Here is a 23,750-nt window from a genome sequence, read left to right on the forward strand (position 1 = left end):
CGACGGACACGACCGCGGATCCCGCGCACACAGCACAGCGATCGAAGGGACGTATCGCCCATGGGTCACACGGCCACAGCCGAGGCCGGCTCCGAAGGCCTGACAGTGAGGGAGCACCGCCTGGACAACGGCCTGCGCGTGGTGCTCTCCGAGGACCACCTGACCCCGGTCGCCGCGGTGTGCCTCTGGTACGACGTCGGTTCGCGCCACGAGGTCGCGGGCCGTACAGGCCTCGCCCACCTCTTCGAGCACCTGATGTTCCAGGGCTCGGGCCAGGTGAAGGACAACGGCCACTTCGAGCTGGTCCAGGGCGCGGGCGGTTCGCTGAACGGCACCACCAGCTGGGAGCGCACCAACTACTTCGAGACCATGCCCACCCACCAGCTGGAGCTGGCGCTGTGGCTGGAGGCGGACCGCATGGGCAGCCTGCTGCTCGCGCTCGACCAGAAGAACCTGGACAACCAGCGGGCGGTCGTCAAGAACGAGCGCCGCCAGCGGTACGACAACGTGCCCTACGGCACCGCCTTCGAGAAGATCTTCCGCCTGGCCTACCCCGAGGGACACCCCTACCGGCACACGCCGATCGGCTCGATGGACGACCTGGAGGCCGCGAGCCTGGAGGACGCCCAGCAGTTCTTCCGGACCTACTACGCGCCCAACAACGCCGTCCTGTCGATCGTCGGCGACATCGACCCGGAGCAGACCCTCGCCTGGGTGGAGAAGTACTTCGGCTCGATCCCCGCGTACGACGGCAAGCCCGCGCCCCGCGACGGCGCGCTGCCCGACGTCATGGGTGAGCAGCTGCGCGAGGTGGTCGAGGAGAACGTGCCCGCGCGCGCGTTGATGGCCGCCTACCGGCTGCCGGAGGACGGCACGCGCGCGTGCGACGCGGCCGACCTGGCCCTCACCATTCTCGGCGGCGGCGAGTCCTCCCGCCTCTACAACCGGCTCGTGCGCCGTGACCGTACGGCCGTGACGGCCGGGTTCGGCCTGCTGCGGCTGGCCGGCGCGCCCTCCATGGCGTGGATGGACGTCAAGACCTCCGGCGACGTCGAGGTGCCGGTCATCGAGGCGGCCGTCGACGAGGAGCTCGCCCGGTTCGCCGCGGAGGGCCCCACGGCGGAGGAGATGGAGCGCGCCCAGGCCCAGTTGGAGCGCGAGTGGCTGGACCGGCTCGGCACGGTCGCGGGCCGCGCCGACGAACTGTGCCGCTACGCGGTCCTGTTCGGCGACCCGAAGCTCGCCCTCACCGCCGTCGACCGGGTCCTGGAGGTGACGGCCGACGAGGTCCAGGAGGTCGCCAAGGCCCGCCTGAGGCCCGACAACCGCGCGGTGCTCGTGTACGAGCCCGTGGCCGGTGACGAGGCCGCCGAAGAGGAGGCCGCCGCGACGGAGGCCGCCGAGACCACCGACGAGAACGAGGAGTCGGCGAAGTGACCGAGCTCGCGAGCATGGACTTCCACCCGCAGCCCCAGGCCGGCGACGCCCGCCCCTGGGCGTTCCCGGCGCCCGAGCGCGGCACCCTGGCCAACGGCCTGACCGTGCTGCACTGCCACCGCCCCGGCCAGCAGGTCGTCGCCGTCGAGGTCGTCCTCGACGCGCCCCTGGACGCCGAGCCGGCCGGTCTCGACGGTGTCGCCACCATCATGACCAGGGCGTTCTCCGAGGGCACCGACAAGCACACGGCCGAGGAGTTCGCGGCCGAGCTGGAGCGCTGCGGCGCCACCCTCGACTCGCACGCCGACCACCCCGGCGTACGCCTGTCCCTGGAAGTGCCCGTGTCGCGGCTGGAGAAGGCCCTGGGGCTGCTCGCGGACGCCCTGCGGGCCCCCGCGTTCGACGACGGCGAGATCGAGCGTCTGGTGGCCAACCGGCTCGACGAGATCCCGCACGAGACGGCCAACCCGGGCCGGCGGGCCGCCAAGGAGCTCTCCCGGCAGCTGTTCCCGGCCACGTCACGCATGTCGCGGCCCCGCCAGGGCACCGAGGAGACCGTGGAGGGCATCGACTCCGCGGCCGTGCGGGCCTTCTACGAGCGGCACGTGCGCCCCGCGACGGCCACCGCCGTGGTCGTCGGCGACCTCACCGGGGTCGACCTCGGCACGCTGCTCGGGGAGACCCTGGGCGCCTGGACCGGCTCCCCGGCCAAGCCCAGCGTCGTACCGGCGGTGAGCGCCGACGACACCGGGCGCGTGATCATCGTGGACCGTCCCGGCTCCGTGCAGACCCAGTTGCTCATCGGCCGGGTGGGCGCCGACCGGCACGACCGGGTGTGGCCGGCCCAGGTGCTCGGCACCTACTGCCTCGGTGGCACCCTCACCTCCCGCCTGGACCGCGTCCTGCGGGAGGAGAAGGGCTACACCTACGGCGTGCGCGCGTTCGGCCAGGTGCTGCGCTCCGGCCCGGACGGCTCGGGCACGGCGATGCTGGCCATCAGCGGCTCCGTCGACACGCCCAACACCGGTCCGGCGCTCGACGACCTGTGGACGGTGCTGCGGACCCTCGCCGCCGAGGGGCTGACCGACGCCGAGCGCGATGTCGCCGTGCAGAACCTCGTCGGGGTCGCCCCCCTCAAGTTCGAGACGGCCGCCGCCGTGGCGGGCACGCTGGCCGACCAGGTCGAGCAGTACCTGCCGGACGACTACCAGTCGACGCTGTACCGCCAACTCGCCGCCACGGGCACGGTGGAGGCCACCGCGGCCGTCGTGAACGCCTTCCCGGTGGACCGCCTCGTGACCGTCCTCGTCGGGGACGCCGCGCAGATCGAGGCGCCGGTCAGGGCCCTCGGAATCGGCGAAGTCACCGTCGTACCGGCCGAGTAGGAAACGGGCAGAAGGACACGCACGAGTGAGGCCCTGGTGACGGAAGAGTCACCAGGGCCCACGTTTGTCCGTTTGATGGCGGAGGTTGCGTGTCTGACCTGTGGCGTAGCTAACAAATCCTGTGATCCGTTTGTTATTTCGAAGACGGCCCACTTAGCGTCAGTCCGGCTGTTCGTCAGATGTTCGCCGCAGCCGCGGCACCGGACAGTCATCGCCGAGTCCCCGAGGCGCGAGCCTGGGGAGCCGGGGACCCACCGAAGTCCCTGGGGTGAATCGGGTGCCCTTCGCGAGCGACGCGAAACGGGGGGCAGCCGTAGGAGACCTTCCTGCTCCGAACCCGTCAGCTAACCCGGTAGGCGAGAAGGAAGGAAAGGACCAGCCACTTCATGGCGTTCACCCGCGCCCCTGGGAAGCACCGCCGTCCCGGCCGTGTGCAGCGCACGACCACGAGGAACGTGGGCGTCGCCGCTCTCACCACCACCGGTGTCATCGGCACCCTGGCCGGCCCCGCGCTCGCCGCGGAGGAGCCCGCCGTCGAGCAGACCGGCCTGAACCAGGTCATCGTCCTCGGTGACACGGTCGCCGACCAGGTCGACGCACAGGCCGCCGCCCAGCAGCAGGCCGCCGAGGTGGCCGAGGTCAAGAAGAAGGCGCAGGAGGAGGCCCGCAAGGCCGCCGCCGAGAAGGCCGAGCAGGAACGTGCCGCCGCCAAGGAGCGCGAGGAGATCAAGGCCCGCGCCGCCCGCGCGGCCGAGCGCGAGCGCCTCAACACCTATGTCTCGCCCATCAGCGGCTCCTACATCTCCACCGGCTACAAAACCGGCGGCGCCGTCTGGTCCTCCGGCAGCCACACCGGCGTCGACTTCCACGCCGCCACCGGCACGGCCGTCCTGGCGGTCGGCTCCGGCACCGTCGTGGAGGCGGGCTGGGGCGGCGCGTACGGCAACAACATCGTCATCCGCATGACCGACGGCACGTACACCCAGTACGGCCACCTGTCGTCCATCGGCGTCTCCGTCGGCCAGACGGTCACCCCCGGCCAGCAGATCGGCCTCTCCGGGGCGACCGGCAACGTCACCGGCCCGCACCTGCACTTCGAGGCCCGCACGACGGCCGAGTACGGCTCGGACATCGACCCCGTCTCCTACCTGCGCTCGCACGGTGTGAACGTCTGACAGCTCGCTCCACGCTTCCGAAAGCCCCGGCTCATCGAGCCGGGGCTTTCCGCGTCGTGCGAACCTCTTGCGGCGCACCTCCTGTCCAAAAAATATCCCTGGATTCCGGCCCGCCATCGGAAATTCGGTCCCGCTGCAATAGAGTCACTGGAACACACGTCAATCATCGACGTTTCACGGGGATTAAGGCGGAGGTCGGTCATGCGTATTCCGGCGCATTCGGTATGCACGGCGATCCGAGACGACATCGTCGCGGGTGTCTACGAGCGCGGCGGCCGCCTCACCGAGGAACTGCTCGCCCGCCGGTACGGCGTCAGTCGGGTCCCCGTGCGCGAGGCGCTGCGCACGCTGGAGGCCGAGGGCTTCGTGGTGACCCGGCGCCACGCGGGCGCGTGCGTCGCCGAGCCGACCGAGCAGGAGGCCGCCGACCTGCTGGAGATGCGCATGCTGCTGGAGCCGCTGGGCGCCGCAAGGGCCGCCCAGCGACGCACGGAGGCGCACCTCAAGGTGTTGCGCGGCCTCGTCAGGCTGGGCCAGGAGCGGGCCAGGAGGGGCACCAGCGAGGATCTGCGCTCCCTGGGCGGCTGGTTCCACGAGACGCTCGCACAGGCGTCCGGCAGCCCCGCCCTGACCTCGACACTCGCCCAGCTGCGGCACAAGATCGCCTGGATGTACGCGGTCGAGGCGCCCGCCGACCCGGTGGAGTCCTGGGCGGAGCACGGCGGCATCGTGGACGCCGTCGCGCGCGGGGACAGCGACCGGGCTCGCACCATCACGTCACTGCACACCGAGCGGGCCACCGCCGCGCACCGGTTCCGATTTCCGGGCGGGGCCGGCGGGACCGATCGGCCGGACCGTGTGAGGACTTCGCAACACCCCGTAAACACGCCGAGCCTGCGGCATTAACACGGAAGCCGTATACAAAGGGACAGGAATTCTGCGGGGCATTATTTCTGCTGCCCGAGAACGGAAAAAGAACGAAAAGGCGAAGGGCCCGCCCGATAAATCGGACGAGCCCTCGACATGTGTACGGCCGGCCTTTCGGGCCTTTTCGTTCCCGTCGGCCGGTCACCCGGTGGTTCAGACCGTCTCGGGGAGTTCCTCCAGCCCCTCGGCCACGAGCTTCGCCAGACGGTCGAGCGCGGCGTCCGCGCCCTCGGCCTCGGAGGCGAGCACGATCTCCTCGCCGCCCTGGGCGCCGAGGCCCAGGACCGCCAGCATGGAGGCCGCGTTGACGGGGTTCCCGTCGGCCTTGGCGATCGTCACGGGGATACCGGAGGCCGTGGTGGCCCGGACGAAGATGGATGCGGGTCGGGCGTGGAGGCCCTCGGCCCAGCCGACGTTGACGCGGCGCTCAGCCATGTGATGCTGCCCTTCGGATGTCTCGGGTGGTGCAGAGTGGTCTAGACCGGGTTGTCTAGACCAGTTTCCCATATGGCGCGACGGAGCGGAACGGGCCCACGGCCTGGCCACGAACCGGCTCTCGCGCTTCTGTTGTGCTTCCCCAGACTGCCCCGCGCCGTAGCCGGACGCGAGCCGTACTCTGGGGCCCATGCAGACCTCGTCGGACCGGCACGAGTACCCCGCCCACTGGGAGGCCGACGTGGTGCTGCGCGACGGCGGCACCGCACGCATCAGGCCCATCACCGTCGATGACGCCGAGCGTCTGGTCAGCTTCTACGAGCAGGTCTCGGACGAGTCGAAGTACTACCGCTTCTTCGCGCCGTACCCTCGCCTGTCCGCCAAGGACGTCCACCGCTTCACTCACCACGACTTCGTGGACCGGGTGGGGCTCGCCGCCACGGTCGGCGGCGAGTTCATCGCCACCGTACGCTACGACCGCATCGGCGCCGACGGAATGCCCGCGTCCGCCCCCGCCGACGAGGCGGAGGTCGCCTTCCTCGTCCAGGACGCCCACCAGGGCCGCGGCGTCGCCTCCGCCCTCCTCGAACACATCGCCGCGGTCGCCCGCGAGCGCGGCATCAGACGTTTCGCCGCCGAGGTGCTTCCCGCCAACAGCAAGATGATCAAGGTGTTCACCGACGCCGGGTACCAGCAGAGGCGCAGCTTCGAGGACGGCGTCGTCCGCCTGGAGTTCGGTCTGGAGCCCACCGACCGCTCCCTCGCCGTGCAGCGCGCCCGGGAGCAGCGCGCCGAGGCCAGATCGGTCCAGCGCCTGCTCGCCCCCGGCTCGGTCGCCGTCATCGGCGCCGGGCGCACGCCGGGGGGAGTGGGCCGCAGCGTCCTCGCGAACCTCCGGGCCGCGGGTTTCACCGGGCGGCTGTACGCGGTGAACAGAGCCCTCGCCGAGGACGACAAGGACATCGACGGGGTGCCCGCCCACCGGTCCGTCACCGACATCGAGGGTCCCGTCGACCTCGCGGTCGTCGCCGTCCCCGCCGCACACGTCCCCGAGGTCGTCGCCGAGTGCGGTGAACACGGCGTGCAGGGGCTCGTCGTCCTCTCCGCCGGGTACGCCGAGAGCGGCCCCGACGGGCGCGAGCGCCAGCGCGAACTGGTGCGCCAGGCACGCACCTACGGCATGCGCATCATCGGACCCAACGCCTTCGGGATCATCAACACGGCCCCGGAAGTACGGCTCAACGCCTCGCTCGCCCCCGAGGCGCCGCGCTCCGGGCGCATCGGCCTCTTCGCCCAGTCCGGCGCCATCGGGATCGCGCTGCTGTCCCGGCTGCACCGGCGCGGGGGAGGGGTCACCGGTGTGACGGGCGTCTCCACGTTCGTGTCGTCCGGCAACCGCGCGGACGTCTCCGGGAACGACGTCCTGCAGTACTGGTACGAGGACCCGGACACCGATGTCGTCCTCATGTACCTGGAGTCCATCGGCAACCCGCGCAAGTTCACCCGTCTCGCCCGGCGCACGGCGGCGGTGAAGCCGCTCGTGGTGGTGCAGGGGGCACGCCACGGCTCCGCGCCCCAGGGACACGCCGTCCGCGCCACCGAACTGCCGCACACCACCGTGTCCGCGCTGCTGCGGCAGGCCGGGGTGATCCGGGTCGACACGATCACCGAACTGGTCGACGCGGGGCTGCTGCTGGCCCGGCAGCCGCTGCCGGCGGGGCCCCGGGTGGCGATCCTCGGGAACTCCGAGTCGCTGGCGATGCTCACGTACGACGCGTGCCTCTCCGAGGGCCTGCGGCCGCTCCCGCCGCTGGACCTGACGACCGGGGCCGGCGCACGGGACTTCCACGCGGCGCTGGCGCGGGCGCTCGCCGACGACGCGTGCGACGCGGTGGTGGTGACGGCGATACCGGCCCTGGGGGAGACGTCACCGGGGGACGCGGCCCTGGCCGAGGCGCTGCGCTCGGCCGCCGCCGGGAACCCCTCGAAGCCGGTGCTCGTCGTCCATGTCGAGCTGGGCGGGCTGGCCGAGGCATTGTCGGCCGCGGCCAGTACGGCACCGAAGGCCGGCGACCGGGTGCCCGGCACCGAGGGCCCCGCCCCCCTGCCGCGCGAGCTGCCGGCACCCGCCGAGCTCCGGGCGACGCCGGAGGTGGGTGGGACGACGGGCGCCGTGACCGAGCCTCCCTCCCGGCTCATCCCCGCCTACCCGGCCGCCGAGCGGGCCGTCCGCGCGCTCTCCGAGGCCGTCCACTACGCGCAGTGGCGGCGGGAGACGGCGGAGCCGGGACGGGTGCCCGCGTACGAGGACATCGACGAGAAGGGGGCGGCCGAGCGGATCGACGCGCTGCTGTCCACGGGCGAGGGGCTCACGCTCGGCGCCGAGGAGGCGGGCGCGCTGCTCGGGCGCTACGGCATCCGCCTGCGGCAGGCCCGGCCCGCCCCCACCCCCGACGAGGCGGCCCGGGCGGCGGCGGCCATCGGCTACCCCGTCGCGCTCAAGACGACCGCCCCGCACCTGCGGCACCGGGCCGACCTCGGCGGCGTCCGGCTCGACCTGGCGGACGAGGAGCAGCTGCGCCGGGCGTACACGGAGCTGACGGAGCTGTTCGGAAGCCCCGGGGAACTGCGTCCGGTCGTGCAGGGGATGGCCCCGCGCGGGGTCGACACGATCGTCCGGACGGTGGTGGACCCGGCGGCCGGCGCCGTGCTCTCGTTCGGGCTCGCGGGGCCCGCCTCGCAGCTGCTCGGCGACATGGCGCACCGCCTGATTCCGGCCACCGAGCGGGACGCGGCCTCACTGGTCCGGTCGATCAGGACGGCGCCGCTCCTCTTCGGCTGGCGGGGCTCCGCCCCCGTCGACACGGACGCGCTGGAGGAACTGCTGCTGCGCGTCTCGCGGCTGGTCGACGATCACCCCGAGGTCGTGGCGGTCTCCCTCGAACCCGTCGTCGTCGCCCCGCACGGCCTGAGCGTCCTCGGCGCCACCGTGCGCCTCGCCCGCCCGCCCCTGCGCGACGACCTCGGCCCGAGGACGCTGCCGGTCTACTGAGGGACGCGCGCCGCAGGCGCACCGGGGACGACCCACGCCCCGGCCCCTTGCACGACGCCCCGCGGCCCCATCCCGCGCGCGGGCACGCGGCTCACCGTTGCGACGGCGCGCGGACCGCGTACGGGCGGCGCGCGGCTGCCCGCATTGATCCGTCCACGACAGAACGGAGACGGCAGAGCGGTCCCTCGCAGTCAGTGCGCCACCGTAGGATGGACATCATGGCCAAGACCAGTACGACGACCCAGGGGCTGCGTGCGGCGATCGAGCGCAGCGGCTACTACCCGGCCCTCGTGGCCGAGGCGGTGGAGGCCGCTGTCGGCGGCGAGGCCATCAAGTCGTACCTGGTCCACCAGGAGACGACGTTCGACGCGAACGAGGTGCGGCGGCATGTCACCGTCCTCGTCCTCACGGCCAACCGCTTCATCGTGAGCCACACCGACGAGCAGGCCGCGGACACCACCTCACCGACCCCGTACGCCACGACCTCGACGGAGTCGGTGAAGATCGGCCGGATCTCGTCGGTCGTGCTCAGCCGCGTCGTCGCCAACCCCGAGTCGTACACGCCGGGCACCCTGCCCCGCGAGGTCGTCCTGACCATCGGCTGGGGTGCCGTCTCCCGCATCGACCTGGAGCCCGCCGCCTGCGGCGACCCCAACTGCGAGGCGGACCACGGCTACACGGGCAGCTCGACGGCGGACGACCTCAGCCTGCGGGTCAGCGAGGCCGGCGACGGCCCGGAGACCGTACGCCAGGCCCTCGCCTTCGCGCAGTCCCTCTCCGAGGCGACCGCGGACACCGCCCGCTGATGGCGCTGCCCACCTGGGACGACCCGGAACCCCTCGCCCTCGGCTCCGCCCCCGTCCCCGAGTACGGGGCCGGCTCGCTCGCCGATCTCCTGCCCACCCTGGCGGCGGGCATGGGGGTTCCCGGTACGACCGCGTCGATACCGGAGCTGACCGCGGCCGACCGGGTCTGTGTGTTCCTCGTCGACGGCCTGGGCTGGGAGCAGCTGAGGGCGCACCCCGACGAGGCGCCCTACATGACCGCGCTGCTGGCGTCCTCGCGCGGTGGCACCGGCCGCCCCCTCACCGCGGGATACCCCGCCACCACCGCGACCTCCCTCGCCTCCGTGGGCACCGGCCTGCCGCCGGGCGCGCACGGGCTGCCCGGCTACACGGTCCGCGACCCGCAGACCGACGGGCTGATGAACCAGCTCCGCTGGCAGCCGTGGACGGCGCCGAAGGTGTGGCAGCCGTACCCCACGGTCTTCCAGCTCGCCGACCGGGCGGGTGTGCACACCGCCCAGGTCACCTCCCCCGCCTTCCAGAACACCCCCCTCACCCAGATCGCGCTGAGCGGCGGAACCTTCCACGGCCGGCTCTCCGGCGACGACCGCATGGACGTGGCCGCGGAACAACTGGCCGCCGGGGACCGCGCGCTGATCTACACGTACTACTCCGAACTGGACGGCGCGGGACACCGCTTCGGCGTGGACTCGGACGCCTGGCGCGGCCAGCTCATGCACGTCGACCGGCTGGTCCAGCGCCTGGCCGAGCAGCTCCCGCCGCGCACCGCGCTGTACGTCACCGCCGACCACGGCATGCTCGACATCCCGTTCGACGAGCAGCACCGCATCGACTTCGACGAGGACTGGGAGCTGCGGGCCGGGGTCGCCCTGCTGGGCGGCGAGGGCCGGGCCCGCCATGTGTACGCCGTACCGGGGGCGGAGGCCGACGTCCTGACCTGCTGGCGCGAGGTGCTGGGCGAGCAGTTCTGGATCGCCTCGCGCGACGAGGCGATCGCGGCGGGCTGGTTCGGACCGCGGATCGACGACCGTGTGTACGCCCGCATCGGCGACGTGGTCGCGGCGGCACACGACGACGTCCTGATCACCGCCTCCGAACGGGAGCCCAAGGAGTCGGCGATGGTCGGCAACCACGGCTCGATGACCCCCGCGGAACAGCTGGTCCCGCTCCTCGAAGTACGCTCCTGACGCCCTGCCCGCCACCCGGCCCCGCCCGTCGCCGTCCATGCCGAAAGGTGCTCAACTCACCATGCCCGAGCTGGTGTTCTTCTCCGGAACCATGGACTGCGGGAAGTCGACGCTGGCCCTCCAGATAGAGCACAACCGTTCGGCGCGCGGCCTCCAGGGCATGATCTTCACGCGGGACGACCGTGCGGGCGAGGGCAAACTGTCGTCGCGGCTCGGCCTGGTCACCGACGCCGTGGAGGTCGAGGACGGGCAGGACCTCTACGCGTACCTCGTCGACCACCTCTCCCAGGGCCGTCGCGCGGACTACGTGATCGCGGACGAGGCCCAGTTCCTCGCCCCCGAGCAGATCGACCAACTCGCCCGCGTCGTGGACGACCTGAGCCTCGACGTGTACGCCTTCGGTATCACGACCGACTTCCGCTCCAAGCTCTTCCCCGGCTCCCAGCGCCTGGTGGAGCTGGCCGACCGCGTCGAGGTCCTCCAGGTGGAGGCCCTGTGCTGGTGCGGAGCCCGCGCGACCCACAACGCCCGCACCATAGGCGGTCAGATGGTCGTCGAGGGCGCCCAGGTGGTCGTCGGCGACGTCAACCAGCCCGACGACATCGGCTACGAGGTGCTCTGCCGCCGGCACCACCGCCGCCGGATGACGGCGGCCTCCGCGCACGCGAGCGCCCTCGCCCCGGACGTCCTCCCCGTCGAGACGGTCTGACGGGACCGGTGGGGGCCACCGCGGATCACCCGATCGGGCGACGGACGGAGCGGGCGGTTCAGCGCTGCGTGTGCACCACGGCGAACTTCGCGCCCTCCGGATCGGCCAGCGTGGCCACCGGACCGTGCGGGGTGTCGTGGGTGGGTTCGAGGACGCGCCCGCCGAGTTCGATGACACGGTTGGCGGCCTCGTCGGGGTCCGTCACCTCGAAGTAGGTCAGCCAGTGGGGACCCCGGTCCCGGGGGAGCGCGTCGCCGACACCGTGGATCCCGGCGACGGAGCGGCCCGCGACGCGCAGGGTGAGGTAGTCGTCGTCGGCCGAGACCACGGGCTCCTCCTCGTAACCGAACGTCGTCTCGTAGAACTTGGCGACCAGCGAGCTCTCGACGGTCAGCAGTTCGTCCCACGCCGGGGTGCCGGGGACTCCGCCGATGTCCGCGCCGAGGTGCTCCGCCGCCTGCCAGACGCCGAAGACGGCCCCCGCGGGATCGGAGGCGATCACCAGGCGGCCCGCCTCGCCGGCGTCCAGCGGACCCACGCCGACGGTGCCGCCGCAGTGCCGTACGGTCTCCGCGGTCCGGTCCGCGTCGTCCGAGGCGAAGTACGGCGTCCAGGCGACGGGGAGATGGCGGTCGGGCGGAAGCTGCCCGATGCCCGCCACCTGGCGCCCGTCGAGCAGGGCCCGCACGTACGGGCCGAGCTGCTGGGGACCGGGCTGGAACTCCCAGCCGAACAGCGCCCCGTAGAAGTCCTGGGTCGTGGCCATGCCGTGCACCATCAGGCTCACCCAGCAGGGCGTGCCCGGTGGATACGCGGCGCCGCTCAGGCCGGCCGACCCCCGTGCCTCGGTCATCGTCACTCTCTCCTCGGCCCCTCGCGGTGGCCGTGTCCGTCCGCCCTCGGTACGCGTGTACCGCGTCCGCGCGCGATCACGCCCCGTGCCGATGCTCGCACCACCCGTGGCGCCCCGGACCCGCGCCGCACCGCCGTGCGACGCGTACGTGCGCGAGGATGCCGGACGATCCGGTACCGGTCGCTGTCCGCGGCACGGCCGTGCGAGGTCCATCGGCTGTACGGCATGTGTCCGATCCCGTACACCCGGTGATCGGCATCGCCCGGCGGGCAGAGTAGCCGGACCCGGGCGACGCGGCCACCCCGTACGCGAGGATGGAGCCATGAACGCCATCATCTCCGCCGCCGACCTCGCCGGCGAACTGGCGGGCCCCCGTCCGCCGGTCCTCCTGGACGTCCGCTGGCAGTTGGGCGGCCCGAACCTGCGCCCCGAGTACGACAGGGCCCATATCCCGGGAGCCGTCTTCGTCGACCTGGACGCCGAGCTGGCCGGCCCGGCGGGCTCCGGCGGCCGGCACCCGCTCCCCGACACCGGCGCCTTCGGCGCGGCGATGCGGGCGGCCGGGGTCAGCGCCGACCGCCCCGTCGTCGTGTACGACGGCGGGCTCAACTGGGCCGCCGCGCGCGGGTGGTGGCTGCTCGGCTGGGCGGGGCACCCCTCGGTGCGGGTCCTGGACGGCGGTCTGGCGGCCTGGGAGGGCCCGCTGACGGCCGAGGTCCCGCGGCCCGCGCCCGGCACCTTCGAGCCCGTCCCCGGCGCGCTGCCGCTGCTCGACGCGGACGGTGCCGCCGAGCTGGCCCGCACCGGACTCCTCCTGGACGCCCGGGCCGCGGAGCGCTACCGCGGTGACGTGGAGCCCATCGACCCGGTCGGCGGCCACATCCCGGGTGCGGTGTCCGCCCCCACCTCGGAGAACGTGGCCGAGTCCGGCCGCTTCCGGTCCGCCGCCGAACTCGCCGACCGCTTCAAGGGACTCGGTGCGAGGCCCGACTCCGAGGTCGGCGTGTACTGCGGGTCCGGCGTCTCCGGGGCCCACGAGGTGCTGGCCCTGGCCGTCGCCGGCATCCCGGCGGCCCTGTACGTGGGCTCGTGGTCCGAGTGGTCCCGGGACGGGAGCCGGCCGGTCGCCACCGGCCCCGATCCCCGGTGAGCGGGCGCTGACGGAATGCCGAGGGGCCCGCGTCTGAACGACGCGGGCCCCTCACACGTATGAATAACCGATCCTGCATCAACAAAAAACACCATCGGACAGCGTCGGCGACGACGCGGACAGGACACCGCCGGAGACACAGACGAGGACACCGATCCGTGTGGACGACCGGGCTGCCCCCCACTGCCGTAGGCCCGCTACTCCTGCTTCTTGCGCCGCGTACCGAACACGATCTCGTCCCAGCTCGGCACCGCCGCGCGCCGGCCCGGGCGAACGCCGTCCGCCTCGGCCTGCCGGTCGGTGGCGCCGATGAGCCGGTCGCGGTGGCCGTTGACCGACCGCGGCATGAGGACGTCCGCGTACGCGGAACCGGCCGAGGCCGCGGGGGCCGCGGACTCCTCCTCCGCCACCTCCTCGACGGAAGAGACCTCCTCCTGCGGTTCGACGGAAGGCAGTTCGGGCACCACCAGGTCGCCCCGGTAGCTGGGGACGGCCTCCAGGATGCTGGTCAGCGAGTCGCGTTCGCTCACCAGCTCCTCGTCGGACTCGGGCGGCCCCGGCAGGGCGGGACGTTCCGCCTGGCGGTCCAGGGGGCGGTCACGGGGCAGCCGGGCGATCCTCGGCACGAACGGGAAGCTCGGCTCGGGCGTCCCGAGGTCGTCGGACTCGCCGATCAGCGAGCGCGCCTCGTCGTCGACGGCCTGGACGAGCCGTCTGGGCGGGTCGTACGTCCAGCTCGCCGAGTGCGGTTCGCCGGCGACGCAGTACACGAGCAGCACTTCCCAGGTGCCGTCGTCCCGGCGCCAGGAGTCCCACTGGACGGTGTCCTTCTCGGCGCCGCGCAGCAGCAGCCGCTCCTGGACGGCCTCGCCGAGCTGGGGTCCGGCCGCGTTCTCGCCGGGACGGCGGACCGGGGTCTTGCGGGCCCGCTCGGCCATGAAGGCGCGCTCGGCGAGGACCGGGCCCTCGAACCGACGCACCCGGTCGACGGGGATGCCGGCGAGCTGGGCGACCTCCTCGGCCGTGGCACCCGCGCGTATCCGCGCCTGGATGTCACGGGGGCGGAGATGGCTCTCCACCTCGATCTCGATCTGACCGAGGCGTGGACGGTCGCCGCGCACGGCGGCACGCAGCCGCTCGTCGATCGGCAGCGTGTACTCCGTGGAATCGGCAGCCTTCAGCACCAGCCGTGTGCCGTCATTGGAGACGGCCACGACACGCAGTTCGGGCATGGGGACCTCCCGGGTGGTGCCTGCCGACGTCACGTGCGTCGCTGCTTCCGCTAGTCGAGTGTGGCCTGCCCGGGTGCAGCCTGCCACAACCTTGCCGAGTTGCCCGGCGTGTCGGGCGTGGGCCCGGGACCGCCGTTATGGCACGGTTATCAATTCGCAACGCTAAGTGACGAACCTCATCACCCTGTGCAACGATCCCCCTCCCGGCGGTCCTTGGAGGCCCCGGACACCCTGGCGGGAGTCCGGACCCAGGGCTCGCAACAGTACTCCATTCGGGCCACTTGCGTGGATCGGCACGCCGCCCAACTTCTCATGGGTGACGTCAATCGGTCGTGGGAACAGACCTTTTCGTGACCTCGGGAGGGACGCGCTTCACACGATCACCGAAACCCCGACCGGCTAGGCGCCCAGCACCCGGCGCAAGTAGTCGTTCTGGAAGCGCCGTTCGGGGTCGAGCCGGTCACGCAGCGCGGTGAACTCGCCGAACCGGGGATAGACCTTGGCGAAGTAGTCCGTGTCGCGGGTGTGCACCTTGCCCCAGTGCGGGCGCCCCTCGTGCGCGGTGAAGATCCGCTCGGCGGCGGTGAAGTACGCCTGATAGGGCGTGCCCTTGAACATGTGGACGGCGACGTAGGCACTCTCCCGGCCGGAGGCGGTGGAGAGCGTGATGTCGTCGGCCGGGGCGGTACGCACCTCGACGGGGAAGCTGACGCGCAGCTTCGAACGGTCGACCATCGCCTTGAGTTCACGCAGCGTGTCCACCAGGGCCTCGCGCGGCACGGCGAACTCCATCTCCACGAACCGCACCCGGCGCGGGGAGGTGAAGACCTTGTAGGGGATGTCGGTGTAGGTCCGTGCGGACAGGGCGCGGCTGGAGATCTGCGCGATCGTCGGGATGGTGGCGGGGACCGCCTGGCCCACCCAGTTGGCCACCTGGAAGACGCCGTTGGAGAGGAACTCGTCCTCGAACCAGCTGTTCAACTGTGGTACGGGCTTCTCGGGGCCCGCGCTGCGGTTGTTGCGCTTGGTGTTGGTGTTGCCGGTGTGCGGGAACCAGTAGAACTCGAAGTGCTCGTTCTCGGCGTGCAGTTCGTCGAACTCGGCCAGCACCTTCTCGAACGGCATCGGCTCCTCGCGCGCCGTGAGCAGGAAGATCGGCTCCACGGCGAAGGTGATCGCGGTGACGATGCCGAGTGCGCCGATGCCGACACGGGCGGCGGCGAACACGTCGGGGTTCTCGGTCGGGGAGCAGGTGAGGACCGAGCCGTCCGCGGTGACCAGTTCGAGTCCCCGGATCTGGGCGGCGATCGAGGCCGAGTCCCGGCCCGTGCCGTGCGTTCCGGTGCTGGTCGCGCCGGAGACCGTCTGCTCCATGATGTCGCCCATGTTCGTGAGCGACAGCCCCTCGCGCGCGAGGGCCATGTTGAGCCGCTTGAGCGGGGTGCCGGCGGCGACCGTGACGGTCATGGCCTCACGGTCGATCTTCCGTATGCCCGTCAGCAGTTGGGGGCGGATCAGCACACCGTCGGTCGCGGCGGCGGCCGTGAACGAGTGGCCCGTGCCGACGGCCTTCACCCGCAGGTCGTCCTCGGCGGCCCGCCGTACGGCCGCGGAGAGTTCCTCGACCGTGGCGGGAGTGACCTCCCGCACGGGCCGGGCGGTGACGTTCCCCGCCCAGTTACGCCACGTGCCGCTCTTGCCGATCACTGTGGTGCTCATGGGGCCCTCCCCGCCTAGGAGCCGGCCTGCGCAGCCGGCGGTACCCGAGGAAACCCACCGCGACCGCGACGGCCCCGGACGCCGCCGGAACCACGTACCCCGCCTTCGCCCCGGCTGCGTCGATCACCCAGCCGGAGACCGAGGAGCCGAGCGCGACCCCGACCGCGAGCCCGGTGCCCACCCAGGTCATGCCCTCGGTCAGTTGCGTGCGTGGTACGTGCTCCTCGATCAGGGACATCGTCGTGATCATCGTGGGTGCGATGGACAGTCCGGCGACGAAGAGCGCCACGGCCAGGAACGGCAAGTTTCCGACCAGTAGGAGGGGGATCATACTCACGGCCATGGCGCACACGCCCAGCAGCCACCGTCGTTCCGCCGCCCCGCCGAAGCGCAACAGCCCGAAGACGATGCCCGCGGCGCAGGAACCGGCCGCGTACAGGGCCAGGACGACGCTCGCGGCGGCCTTGTGGCCCCGCTCCTCGGCGAAGGCCACGGTGACCACGTCGACCGCCCCGAAGATCGCTCCGGTGGCCACGAAGGTGGCCACCAGGACCTGCAGTCCGGGCGAGCGCAGCGCCGAACGGCCCTTGTCGTGCCGCTCGCGCGGATGCGGCGCCGGCTCGGTCGCCCGCTGGGCGGTGAGCCAGAAGACGCCGGTCGCGAGGAAGCAGGCGGCGAGCAGCGGTCCCGCCTCCGGGAACCACGCGGTGGACAGCCCGATGGAGATGATCGGCCCGAAGATGAAGCACACCTCGTCCACGACCGACTCGAAGGAGTAGGCGGTGTGCAGCTGCGGGGTGTCCCGGTACAGGGCCGCCCACCGCGCCCGGGTCATGGCGCCGAGGCTCGGCACACAGCCGATGCCGGCCGAGCAGACGTAGAGCACCCAGTCCGGCCAGGAGTAGTGCGCGGCGAACAGCAGCGCGGCCGACGCGGTCAGCGCGACGAGGGTCGCCGGGCGCAGCACCCGCCGCTGTCCGTACTGGTCCACCAGCCGCGAGATCTGCGGGCCGAGCACGGCGGCGGACAGCGCGATGGTCGCCGACAGTGCGCCGGCCAGGCCGTACCGTCCGGTGAGCTGGGAGATCATCGTGACCACGCCGATGCCCATCATGGACAGCGGCATCCGCCCGAGAAGACCCGCGGCGGTGAAGCCCTTGGTGCCGGGGGCGGCGAAAAGGGCGGTGTAGGGGCTGGGCACGGGGTCTCCGGTCGGTCCGGTAGGCGGAGGAGAGGCGTCCTCGTAAGGCGTGACTGCGGTTTATACAGCTTACGGGTGAGGTCCCCTAAGTCACTCCCGGGTGTGGGCCGGGATCCCGGCCGTCGGCGCCGGGTGGCAGGATCGAAGACATGCCACACGCGCACGACGCCACCCCCTACGACGCCCTGCTCCTGCTCTCGTTCGGCGGCCCGGAGGGCCCGGACGACGTGGTCCCGTTCCTGGAGAACGTGACACGGGGGCGCGGCATCCCCAAGGAACGCCTCAAGGAAGTCGGGCAGCACTACTTCCTGTTCGGCGGGGTCAGCCCCATCAACGACCAGAACCGCGCCCTGCTCGACGCCCTCCGCAAGGACTTCGCCGAGCACGGGCTTGACCTGCCGGTCTACTGGGGCAACCGCAACTGGGCGCCCTACCTGACCGACACGCTGCGTGAGATGGTCGCCGACGGCCGCCGCCGCGTCCTGGTCCTCACCACCAGCGCGTACGCCTCGTACTCGGGCTGCCGCCAGTACCGCGAGAACCTCGCCGACTCGCTCGCCGCCCTGGAGGCCGAGGGCCTTCAGCCGCCGAGGATCGACAAGATCCGGCACTACTTCAACCACCCGGGCTTCCTGGAGCCCATGATCGACGGCGTCCTGCGGTCGCTCGAAGACCTCCCCGAGGACGTGCGCGACGGCGCGCACCTCGCCTTCTGCACGCACTCCATCCCGAACGCCTCGGCGGACACCTCCGGCCCGGCCGAGGACCACGGGGACGGCGGTGCCTACGTCGCCGAGCACCTGGACGTCTCGCGGCTCGTCGTCGACGCCGTGCGCGAGCGGACCGGCGTGGAGCACCCCTGGCAGCTCGTCTACCAGTCCCGCTCCGGCGCCCCGCACATCCCGTGGCTGGAGCCCGACATCTGCGACCACCTGGAGGAGCGGCACGCGTCCGGGGCCCCGGCCGTCGTGATGGCACCCATCGGGTTCGTCTCGGACCACATGGAGGTCCTGTACGACCTCGACACCGAGGCCATGGCCAAGGGCGGGGAACTGGGGCTGCCGGTCCGCCGCTCCGCCACGGTGGGCGCCGATCCGCGGTTCGCCGCCGCGATCCGGGACCTCGTCCTGGAGCGGGCGGCGGTCGAGCGCGGCGAGGACGCGGTCACCCCCTGCGCCCTCGGCGCGCTCGGCGCGAGCCACAACCTGTGCCCGGTCGGCTGCTGCCCGGCCCGCGCCCCCAGGCCCGCAGCCGCGGGCGCCGACAGCCCGTACGCGTGAGGAGCACCGTGACCGACCAGTCAGAGCACCCCGACGGCCTGCGGGCCGAACTGCTGGAGACCGCCCTGGAGGCGGCCCGCCGCGCGGGAACCTTCCTGCGCGACGGCCGCCCCGCCGACCTGGGCGTCGCCGCCACCAAGTCCAGCGCGGTCGACGTCGTCACCGAGATGGACATCGCCTCCGAGAAGCTGATCACCGCCCTGCTGGCCGAGCGCAGGCCGCACGACGGCGTGCTCGGCGAGGAGGGCGCCAGCGTCGAGGGCACCAGCGGTGTCCAGTGGGTGATCGACCCCATCGACGGCACCGTCAACTACCTCTACGGGCTGCCCAGTTGGGCGGTGTCCATCGCGGCCCGGGTGGACGGCGAGACGGTCGTGGGCGTGGTCCACGCCCCGGAGCGCGGCGAGACCTTCCGGGCCGTCCTCGGTGCGGGCGCGTACCTGAACGACCGTCCCGTGCGCGTGCGCCCCGCCCCGGAACTGGGACTGGCCCTCCTCGGCACCGGCTTCGGCTACCGCGCCGAACGGCGGGCCCGGCAGGCCGACGTGCTGCGTGAGCTGATCCCGTACGTGCGGGACATCCGGCGCGGCGGGTCGGCCGCGATCGACCTGTGCGACGTGGCCGCGGGCCGCCTGGACGCCTACTACGAGCGCGGCCTCAACCCCTGGGACTACGCGGCGGGCGACCTCATCGCCCGGGAGGCGGGCGCCCTGACCGGTGGCCGCCCCTCAGAGCCCCTCTCACCCGAGCTGACCGTCGCCGCCCCACCCGGCCTCTTCGAGGTCCTCCAGACCCGCCTGGAGGACCTCGGCGCCTGGCACGACTGAGCGGACGCGCGAAAAAGCGGCGGGCCCCCGGCCTGGATCTGGCGGGGGCCCGCCGTGGTGCGTGTGGGCTGGGCAGTGGGCCGGGAGAACGGACGCCTAGGCGCCGACCTCCACGCCGTGATCGGCGGCGAGGCGGCGCAGGTCGTCGAGCTCGCCCTGCTCCACCTCGGCGAGGAAGTCGTCGCCCTCGTCGCGAGCCCTGGTCAGGTCGGACTCGGCCGTCCTTATGCGCTGCAGAAGTCCTGCGGTGAATGCGTCCATGCTGCGCCCCCTCGTCCTGGGTCGTGGGTCGGTGGCACGGGGGTGTGCCGTTCGGAAGGGGCGATCACATCTCCTGTGGGTGCCCGGCGCTGCCCTGGCCGGGCGGCGACGGTGCCGGACACACACGCCCGCTCTGCGGAGAAGCGGATTGCCGCGTACCGCATGGTGGTGCGGCACAAGCGGAGCGTGATCGCGGGGTGTAAAGCCGTCCTCCCCCCGGTCCCTCCGACGGAAACCTCAACCGAACGAAAAAATCCCGTCCTCCCGGCCGTCGGCCCGCGGCCTTCCTGCCCGGTGGGCGCCTTACCGCCGACTTACGGCTGAAAAAGGCAGGATGGAGTTCACACACCCGAGCACACCCCGCCCGTGGGCGCCTTCGGCGCGCTACGCGGGTGGACACAGGAAGGACAAGCGACGTGCGCGTACTCGTCGTCGAGGACGAGCAGCTGCTCGCCGATGCGGTGGCCACCGGACTGCGCCGGGAGGCCATGGCCGTCGACGTCGTGTACGACGGTGCGGCCGCCCTGGAACGCATCGGCGTCAACGACTACGACGTGGTCGTCCTCGACCGCGACCTCCCCCTCGTCCACGGCGACGACGTCTGCCGCAAGATCGTCGAGCTGGGCCTGCCCACGCGCGTGCTGATGCTGACCGCGTCCGGCGACGTCAGCGACCGCGTCGAGGGCCTGGAGATCGGCGCCGACGACTATCTGCCCAAGCCGTTCGCCTTCAGCGAGCTCATCGCACGCGTACGGGCCCTCGGCCGGCGGACGAGCGTGCCGCTGCCGCCGGTCCTGGAGCGGGCCGGGATCAAGCTGGACCCCAACCGCCGCGAGGTCTTCCGCGACGGCAAGGAGGTCCAGCTCGCACCGAAGGAGTTCGCGGTGCTGGAGGTGCTGATGCGCAGCGAGGGCGCCGTCGTCTCGGCCGAGCAGCTCCTGGAGAAGGCCTGGGACGAGAACACCGACCCGTTCACCAACGTCGTGCGCGTGACGGTCATGACGCTGCGCCGCAAGCTGGGCGAACCCCCGGTCATCGTCACCGTGCCCGGCTCCGGCTACCGGATCTGATCCGCCGTGGCCCCCACCCCCGCGCCGCCCCACGCGCCCCCGAAGCCCACCTGGGACCCCCGGCGGGCGCAGAATCCGCTGCCCTGGCTGCGCCCGACCATCCGGATACGGCTCACGCTGCTGTACGGCGGCATGTTCCTGATCGCCGGGATCCTGCTGCTGTCGATCATCTACCTGCTGGCCGCCCAGGCCGTGAGCACCGGCAACACCCCGGTGTTCAAGATCGAGGGCGGTACGAACATCAGCGTCTCCAGCGCCCTGTGTCCCACGGTCGACGCCAACACGGCCCCGACCAATCTCAAGCTCGACGACTTCAACGCGGCGATCTCCGCCTGCATCGACGACCAGCGCCAGAAGGCCCTGGACACCCTGCTCAGCCGTTCCCTGCTGGCCCTGCTCGGGCTCGCCGTGATCGCGTTCGCGTTCGGGTACGCGATGGCGGGCCGGGTGCTCGCGCCGCTCGGCCGGATCACCCGCACGGCGCGCGCGGTGGCCGGCTCGGACCTGTCCCGCCGTATCGAACTGGACGGTCCGGACGACGAGCTGAAGGAGCTGGCGGACACCTTCGACGAGATGCTGGACCGGCTCCAGCGGGCCTTCACCGCACAGCAGCGGTTCGTCGGGAACGCCTCGCACGAGCTGCGGACACCGCTCGCGATCAACCGCACCCTGCTGGAGGTGCACCTCTCCGATCCGGGCGCGCCGACCGAGCTGCAGCAACTGGGCAAGACGCTGCTGGCCACCAACGAGCGCAGCGAGCAGCTCGTCGAGGGTCTGCTGCTGCTCGCCCGCAGCGACAACCAGATCGTCGAGCGCAAGCCCGTGGACCTGGCCGAGGTCGCCTCCCGGGCCATCGACCAGGTGCGCTCCGAGGCGGACGCCAAGAAGGTCGAGATCCGCGGCGAGTGGGCACCCGCGGTCGTCCAGGGCAACGGCGTCCTGCTGGAGCGGATCGCCCTGAACCTCGTACAGAACGCCGTCCGGTACAACGTGCCGGGGCCGGGCGGCTGGGTCGAGGTCACCACGGAGCTGCAGCACGGGCAGGCGGTCCTGGTGGTCACGAACACCGGGCCCGTGGTCCCGGCGTACGAGATCGACAATCTTTTCGAGCCGTTCCGGCGGCTGCGTACGGAGCGCACGGGCAGTGACAAGGGCGTGGGCCTCGGCCTGTCGATCGTCCGGTCCGTGGCCCGCGCGCACGGCGGCCACATCGCCGCCCGGCCACGTGAGGGAGGCGGACTCGTGATGCGCGTGACCCTGCCCATCTGAGAAAATGACCCCGGTTTCCAGGACGTGTTCGCTTTACGCGGAATTTTCGGGGTACCTGATCGATTCGGTCGTGCACGACCGATGTGTGATCGATCACATGGGCGAATTTCCAGCCATCTACCGAGCGTGATCATGTGGCCTTCGGAAAGCCGGGATAATCCGGGTTTTCGGGGGTTGAGATCACGGGAAGTACATGCTGAAGCGCCTTTGATATGCAGCCTCAGGACCGTGTACGGTCCCGTTCGCCATCCAAGCCGATCACTCTTGAGGAGTTCGGTTGGGTGTCGATTGAGTAACAGACCTTGATGTGAGGCAAAATCTCCGCCTCAGGTCGGGCACAAGTCCGGCCTCTCACGCGTTACGTGCGCTGGAGACACCGCAGACACCCAGAGGGGGAGAGCGCGACATGGCAACGGATTACGACACCCCACGCAAGACCGACGACGACGTCGACTCGGACAGCCTGGAAGAACTCAAGGCTCGCCGGAACGACAAGTCGACGTCCGCCGTGGATGTAGATGAGTTCGAGGCGGCAGAAGGCCTGGAACTGCCCGGGGCCGACCTCTCGAACGAGGAGCTGGCCGTCCGGGTGCTGCCCAAGCAGCAGGACGAGTTCACCTGCATGAGCTGCTTCCTGGTGCACCACCGCAGCCAGCTGGCCCGCGAGAAGAACGGTCAGCCGATCTGCCGCGACTGCGACTGAGGCAGGGTCGGCCGTGACTGGCTCGACCCCTCCTTGGAAGCGCCGCTCCCGCAAGGGGGCGGACCCGGGGCCGTACGACGGCTCCGACGGCGTGCGTGACGACGAGCGGGGCTCCTCCGACCAGGGAGCGGCCTCGCTCGAACGTGCGTCCGACATGGCGTCGGGGGGCGCCACGGATGAGCAGGGACACCTGCCCGTGCCGGTGGACGCTCCGGCGCCGGTCGCCACCCGGCGCGCGGCCGTCGTCCGCCAAGGGCTGAAACAGGGCCTCAAGGTCGGGGCCCGCAAGAGCGGTGACCGGGCCAGAGCGGGGCTCGCGTACATCACCGACCGCATCATCGAGATCGCCCCGCGCATTCCGGTACGCGATCTCGCGACTCTGCGTGCCCAGTTCCCGGGGCTGGGGCCCGAGCAGATCGCCGACAAGCTCGTCGCGTGGGCCGCCGGCGCGACCTCCACCGTGGGCGCGGGCGTCGGGGCCGCCGCGATGCTGCCGGCGCCGCCCGCCATGCCCGCGGAGCTGGCCGCCGAGATCACCGGGGTCGCCGCGATCGAGCTGAAGCTCATCGCCGAACTGCACGAGGTGTACGGGGCGCGGCCGCCGGGGAATCTGCGGCAGCGCAGCACCGCCTATCTGAACTCCTGGTCCGGAGAGCGCGGCATCGACGTGACCAGACCCTCCACGATCAACTCCGCGCTCGGCGGACAGATGAAGCGGCAGCTGCGGCAGCAGATCATGAAGCGGATGGTGCGGGACCTGCCGAACCTGATGCCGTTCCTGGTCGGCGCGGCGGTCGGGGCGGTCATGAACCACCGGGACACCAGACGCCTCGCGGAGCGGATCCGCCAGGACCTGCGGCGCACACAGGTGCCGTGGGAGGCGCTGCCGGAACTTCCGCCGCTGGAGGAGCCCGCCGACCCCCTGACGGTGGGGGAGCTGCCGAAGGAACTGGGCGGCGGCTGAGCGGGTGCGGTCCGGCACCGCCGGGAACGTGCCGTCGTGGCCCGCGTCGCCACGGCGGCCGGATTCCGGGCGGCGGCCCCTTCCCGGCGGTAGGAGTTCGGCGAGAAA

General features: G+C 71.9%; 21 protein-coding genes and 1 riboswitch. Of the genes, 15 read left to right on the forward strand and 6 right to left on the reverse strand.

What is annotated here, in order from left to right:
- The first annotated feature begins 105 nt into the window (after nucleotides 1–105).
- From ACZ6BB_RS00420 to ACZ6BB_RS00435, 4 genes are all read left to right on the forward strand, one after another.
- The gene (locus ACZ6BB_RS00420) at nucleotides 106–1,437 is read left to right on the forward strand and encodes a M16 family metallopeptidase (RefSeq protein ID WP_471613114.1); all 1,332 of its coding nucleotides are present in this window, start codon (nucleotides 106–108) and stop codon (nucleotides 1,435–1,437) included.
- Entirely contained in the window at nucleotides 1,434–2,822 is a 1,389-nt protein-coding gene (locus ACZ6BB_RS00425; protein WP_471613115.1) for a M16 family metallopeptidase, read from the forward strand. The genes ACZ6BB_RS00420 and ACZ6BB_RS00425 overlap by 4 nt, the downstream gene beginning before the upstream one ends.
- Before the next feature lie 202 nt (nucleotides 2,823–3,024).
- A riboswitch (cyclic di-AMP (ydaO/yuaA leader) is annotated at nucleotides 3,025–3,195 on the forward strand.
- A 13-nt stretch (nucleotides 3,196–3,208) separates the two neighbouring features.
- Nucleotides 3,209–3,997, forward strand: coding sequence for a M23 family metallopeptidase (locus tag ACZ6BB_RS00430; protein ID WP_471613116.1), 789 nt, complete (start codon nucleotides 3,209–3,211; stop codon nucleotides 3,995–3,997).
- Between the two features lie 201 nt (nucleotides 3,998–4,198).
- On the forward strand, nucleotides 4,199–4,903 hold the full coding sequence (locus ACZ6BB_RS00435) for a GntR family transcriptional regulator (RefSeq protein WP_471613117.1): 705 nt from the start codon (nucleotides 4,199–4,201) through the stop codon (nucleotides 4,901–4,903).
- Between the two features lie 174 nt (nucleotides 4,904–5,077).
- On the opposite strand, the gene ACZ6BB_RS00440 is transcribed toward ACZ6BB_RS00435, so the two are convergent.
- The gene (locus ACZ6BB_RS00440; RefSeq protein WP_019061039.1) at nucleotides 5,078–5,359 is read right to left on the reverse strand and encodes an HPr family phosphocarrier protein; all 282 of its coding nucleotides are present in this window, start codon (nucleotides 5,357–5,359) and stop codon (nucleotides 5,078–5,080) included.
- Between the two features lie 190 nt (nucleotides 5,360–5,549).
- On the opposite strand from ACZ6BB_RS00440, the gene ACZ6BB_RS00445 reads away from it, so the two are divergent.
- The 4 genes from ACZ6BB_RS00445 (at nucleotide 5,550) to ACZ6BB_RS00460 (ending at nucleotide 11,113) form a co-directional block, all read left to right on the forward strand.
- Complete coding sequence (locus tag ACZ6BB_RS00445) at nucleotides 5,550–8,411, forward strand: bifunctional acetate--CoA ligase family protein/GNAT family N-acetyltransferase (RefSeq protein WP_471613118.1); 2,862 nt, start codon at nucleotides 5,550–5,552, stop codon at nucleotides 8,409–8,411.
- Nucleotides 8,412–8,629: 218 nt separating this feature from the next.
- On the forward strand, nucleotides 8,630–9,217 hold the full coding sequence (locus tag ACZ6BB_RS00450; protein WP_086798746.1) for a DUF5998 family protein: 588 nt from the start codon (nucleotides 8,630–8,632) through the stop codon (nucleotides 9,215–9,217).
- Nucleotides 9,217–10,404: an alkaline phosphatase family protein gene (locus ACZ6BB_RS00455; RefSeq protein WP_471613119.1), complete on the forward strand. Its 1,188-nt coding sequence runs from the start codon at nucleotides 9,217–9,219 to the stop codon at nucleotides 10,402–10,404. Before ACZ6BB_RS00450 ends, ACZ6BB_RS00455 begins: the two co-directional genes overlap by 1 nt.
- 61 nt (nucleotides 10,405–10,465) lie before the next feature.
- The gene (locus ACZ6BB_RS00460) at nucleotides 10,466–11,113 is read left to right on the forward strand and encodes a thymidine kinase (protein WP_020114136.1); all 648 of its coding nucleotides are present in this window, start codon (nucleotides 10,466–10,468) and stop codon (nucleotides 11,111–11,113) included.
- A gap of 58 nt (nucleotides 11,114–11,171) precedes the next feature.
- On the opposite strand, the gene ACZ6BB_RS00465 is transcribed toward ACZ6BB_RS00460, so the two are convergent.
- Nucleotides 11,172–11,966 (reverse strand): VOC family protein, encoded by a 795-nt coding sequence (locus tag ACZ6BB_RS00465; protein WP_471613120.1) that lies wholly within the window; start codon nucleotides 11,964–11,966, stop codon nucleotides 11,172–11,174.
- 322 nt (nucleotides 11,967–12,288) lie between these two features.
- On the opposite strand from ACZ6BB_RS00465, the gene ACZ6BB_RS00470 reads away from it, so the two are divergent.
- On the forward strand, nucleotides 12,289–13,116 hold the full coding sequence (locus ACZ6BB_RS00470) for a sulfurtransferase (RefSeq protein ID WP_471613121.1): 828 nt from the start codon (nucleotides 12,289–12,291) through the stop codon (nucleotides 13,114–13,116).
- 197 nt (nucleotides 13,117–13,313) lie between these two features.
- Here ACZ6BB_RS00470 and sepH read toward each other — a convergent pair whose 3' ends face one another.
- The 3 genes from sepH to ACZ6BB_RS00485 all read right to left on the reverse strand — a co-directional run bounded on the left by sepH (nucleotide 13,314) and on the right by ACZ6BB_RS00485 (nucleotide 17,268).
- On the reverse strand, nucleotides 13,314–14,348 hold the full coding sequence (sepH, locus tag ACZ6BB_RS00475; RefSeq protein ID WP_471613122.1) for a septation protein SepH: 1,035 nt from the start codon (nucleotides 14,346–14,348) through the stop codon (nucleotides 13,314–13,316).
- Nucleotides 14,349–14,747: 399 nt separating this feature from the next.
- Nucleotides 14,748–16,067 carry a D-arabinono-1,4-lactone oxidase gene (locus tag ACZ6BB_RS00480; RefSeq protein WP_471613123.1) on the reverse strand — a complete coding sequence of 440 codons (1,320 nt, stop codon included), beginning with the start codon at nucleotides 16,065–16,067 and terminating at the stop codon, nucleotides 14,748–14,750.
- Nucleotides 16,027–17,268, reverse strand: a complete 1,242-nt coding sequence (locus ACZ6BB_RS00485; RefSeq protein ID WP_471613124.1) for an MFS transporter — start codon at nucleotides 17,266–17,268, stop codon at nucleotides 16,027–16,029. Before ACZ6BB_RS00485 ends, ACZ6BB_RS00480 begins: the two co-directional genes overlap by 41 nt.
- 149 nt (nucleotides 17,269–17,417) lie before the next feature.
- Here ACZ6BB_RS00485 and ACZ6BB_RS00490 point away from each other — a divergent pair, with 149 nt between their 5' ends.
- Nucleotides 17,418–18,548, forward strand: coding sequence for a ferrochelatase (locus tag ACZ6BB_RS00490; protein ID WP_471613125.1), 1,131 nt, complete (start codon nucleotides 17,418–17,420; stop codon nucleotides 18,546–18,548).
- Nucleotides 18,549–18,556: 8 nt separating this feature from the next.
- Nucleotides 18,557–19,375 carry an inositol monophosphatase family protein gene (locus ACZ6BB_RS00495; protein WP_471613126.1) on the forward strand — a complete coding sequence of 273 codons (819 nt, stop codon included), beginning with the start codon at nucleotides 18,557–18,559 and terminating at the stop codon, nucleotides 19,373–19,375.
- 96 nt (nucleotides 19,376–19,471) lie between these two features.
- Here the strand turns inward: ACZ6BB_RS00495 and ACZ6BB_RS00500 are convergent, their stop codons facing one another.
- Nucleotides 19,472–19,636, reverse strand: a complete 165-nt coding sequence (locus ACZ6BB_RS00500) for a hypothetical protein (RefSeq protein ID WP_471613127.1) — start codon at nucleotides 19,634–19,636, stop codon at nucleotides 19,472–19,474.
- Nucleotides 19,637–20,052: 416 nt separating this feature from the next.
- On the opposite strand from ACZ6BB_RS00500, the gene ACZ6BB_RS00505 reads away from it, so the two are divergent.
- The 4 genes from ACZ6BB_RS00505 to ACZ6BB_RS00520 all read left to right on the forward strand — a co-directional run bounded on the left by ACZ6BB_RS00505 (nucleotide 20,053) and on the right by ACZ6BB_RS00520 (nucleotide 23,642).
- Nucleotides 20,053–20,706, forward strand: a complete 654-nt coding sequence (locus ACZ6BB_RS00505) for a response regulator transcription factor (protein WP_327318353.1) — start codon at nucleotides 20,053–20,055, stop codon at nucleotides 20,704–20,706.
- Between the two features lie 6 nt (nucleotides 20,707–20,712).
- Entirely contained in the window at nucleotides 20,713–21,975 is a 1,263-nt protein-coding gene (locus tag ACZ6BB_RS00510) for a sensor histidine kinase (protein ID WP_471613128.1), read from the forward strand.
- A 406-nt stretch (nucleotides 21,976–22,381) separates the two neighbouring features.
- On the forward strand, nucleotides 22,382–22,678 hold the full coding sequence (locus ACZ6BB_RS00515) for a DUF4193 domain-containing protein (RefSeq protein WP_005481602.1): 297 nt from the start codon (nucleotides 22,382–22,384) through the stop codon (nucleotides 22,676–22,678).
- Nucleotides 22,679–22,691: 13 nt separating this feature from the next.
- Nucleotides 22,692–23,642, forward strand: a complete 951-nt coding sequence (locus ACZ6BB_RS00520; RefSeq protein WP_471613129.1) for a hypothetical protein — start codon at nucleotides 22,692–22,694, stop codon at nucleotides 23,640–23,642.
- Nucleotides 23,643–23,750: the final 108 nt, after the last annotated feature.

It is taken from the genome of Streptomyces sp. NPDC041108, assembly GCF_055592645.1.

Coding starts and splice junctions, on each gene's coding strand:
- ACZ6BB_RS00450 (WP_086798746.1), top strand. CDS start 8,630: ATGGCCAAGACCAGTACGACGACCCAGGGGCTGCGTGCGGCGATCGAG.
- ACZ6BB_RS00435 (WP_471613117.1), top strand. CDS start 4,199: ATGCGTATTCCGGCGCATTCGGTATGCACGGCGATCCGAGACGACATC.
- sepH (WP_471613122.1), bottom strand. CDS start 14,348: ATGCCCGAACTGCGTGTCGTGGCCGTCTCCAATGACGGCACACGGCTG.
- ACZ6BB_RS00465 (WP_471613120.1), bottom strand. CDS start 11,966: ATGACCGAGGCACGGGGGTCGGCCGGCCTGAGCGGCGCCGCGTATCCA.
- ACZ6BB_RS00445 (WP_471613118.1), top strand. CDS start 5,550: ATGCAGACCTCGTCGGACCGGCACGAGTACCCCGCCCACTGGGAGGCC.
- ACZ6BB_RS00430 (WP_471613116.1), top strand. CDS start 3,209: ATGGCGTTCACCCGCGCCCCTGGGAAGCACCGCCGTCCCGGCCGTGTG.
- ACZ6BB_RS00470 (WP_471613121.1), top strand. CDS start 12,289: ATGAACGCCATCATCTCCGCCGCCGACCTCGCCGGCGAACTGGCGGGC.
- ACZ6BB_RS00480 (WP_471613123.1), bottom strand. CDS start 16,067: ATGAGCACCACAGTGATCGGCAAGAGCGGCACGTGGCGTAACTGGGCG.
- ACZ6BB_RS00460 (WP_020114136.1), top strand. CDS start 10,466: ATGCCCGAGCTGGTGTTCTTCTCCGGAACCATGGACTGCGGGAAGTCG.
- ACZ6BB_RS00455 (WP_471613119.1), top strand. CDS start 9,217: ATGGCGCTGCCCACCTGGGACGACCCGGAACCCCTCGCCCTCGGCTCC.
- ACZ6BB_RS00440 (WP_019061039.1), bottom strand. CDS start 5,359: ATGGCTGAGCGCCGCGTCAACGTCGGCTGGGCCGAGGGCCTCCACGCC.
- ACZ6BB_RS00515 (WP_005481602.1), top strand. CDS start 22,382: ATGGCAACGGATTACGACACCCCACGCAAGACCGACGACGACGTCGAC.
- ACZ6BB_RS00500 (WP_471613127.1), bottom strand. CDS start 19,636: ATGGACGCATTCACCGCAGGACTTCTGCAGCGCATAAGGACGGCCGAG.
- ACZ6BB_RS00490 (WP_471613125.1), top strand. CDS start 17,418: ATGCCACACGCGCACGACGCCACCCCCTACGACGCCCTGCTCCTGCTC.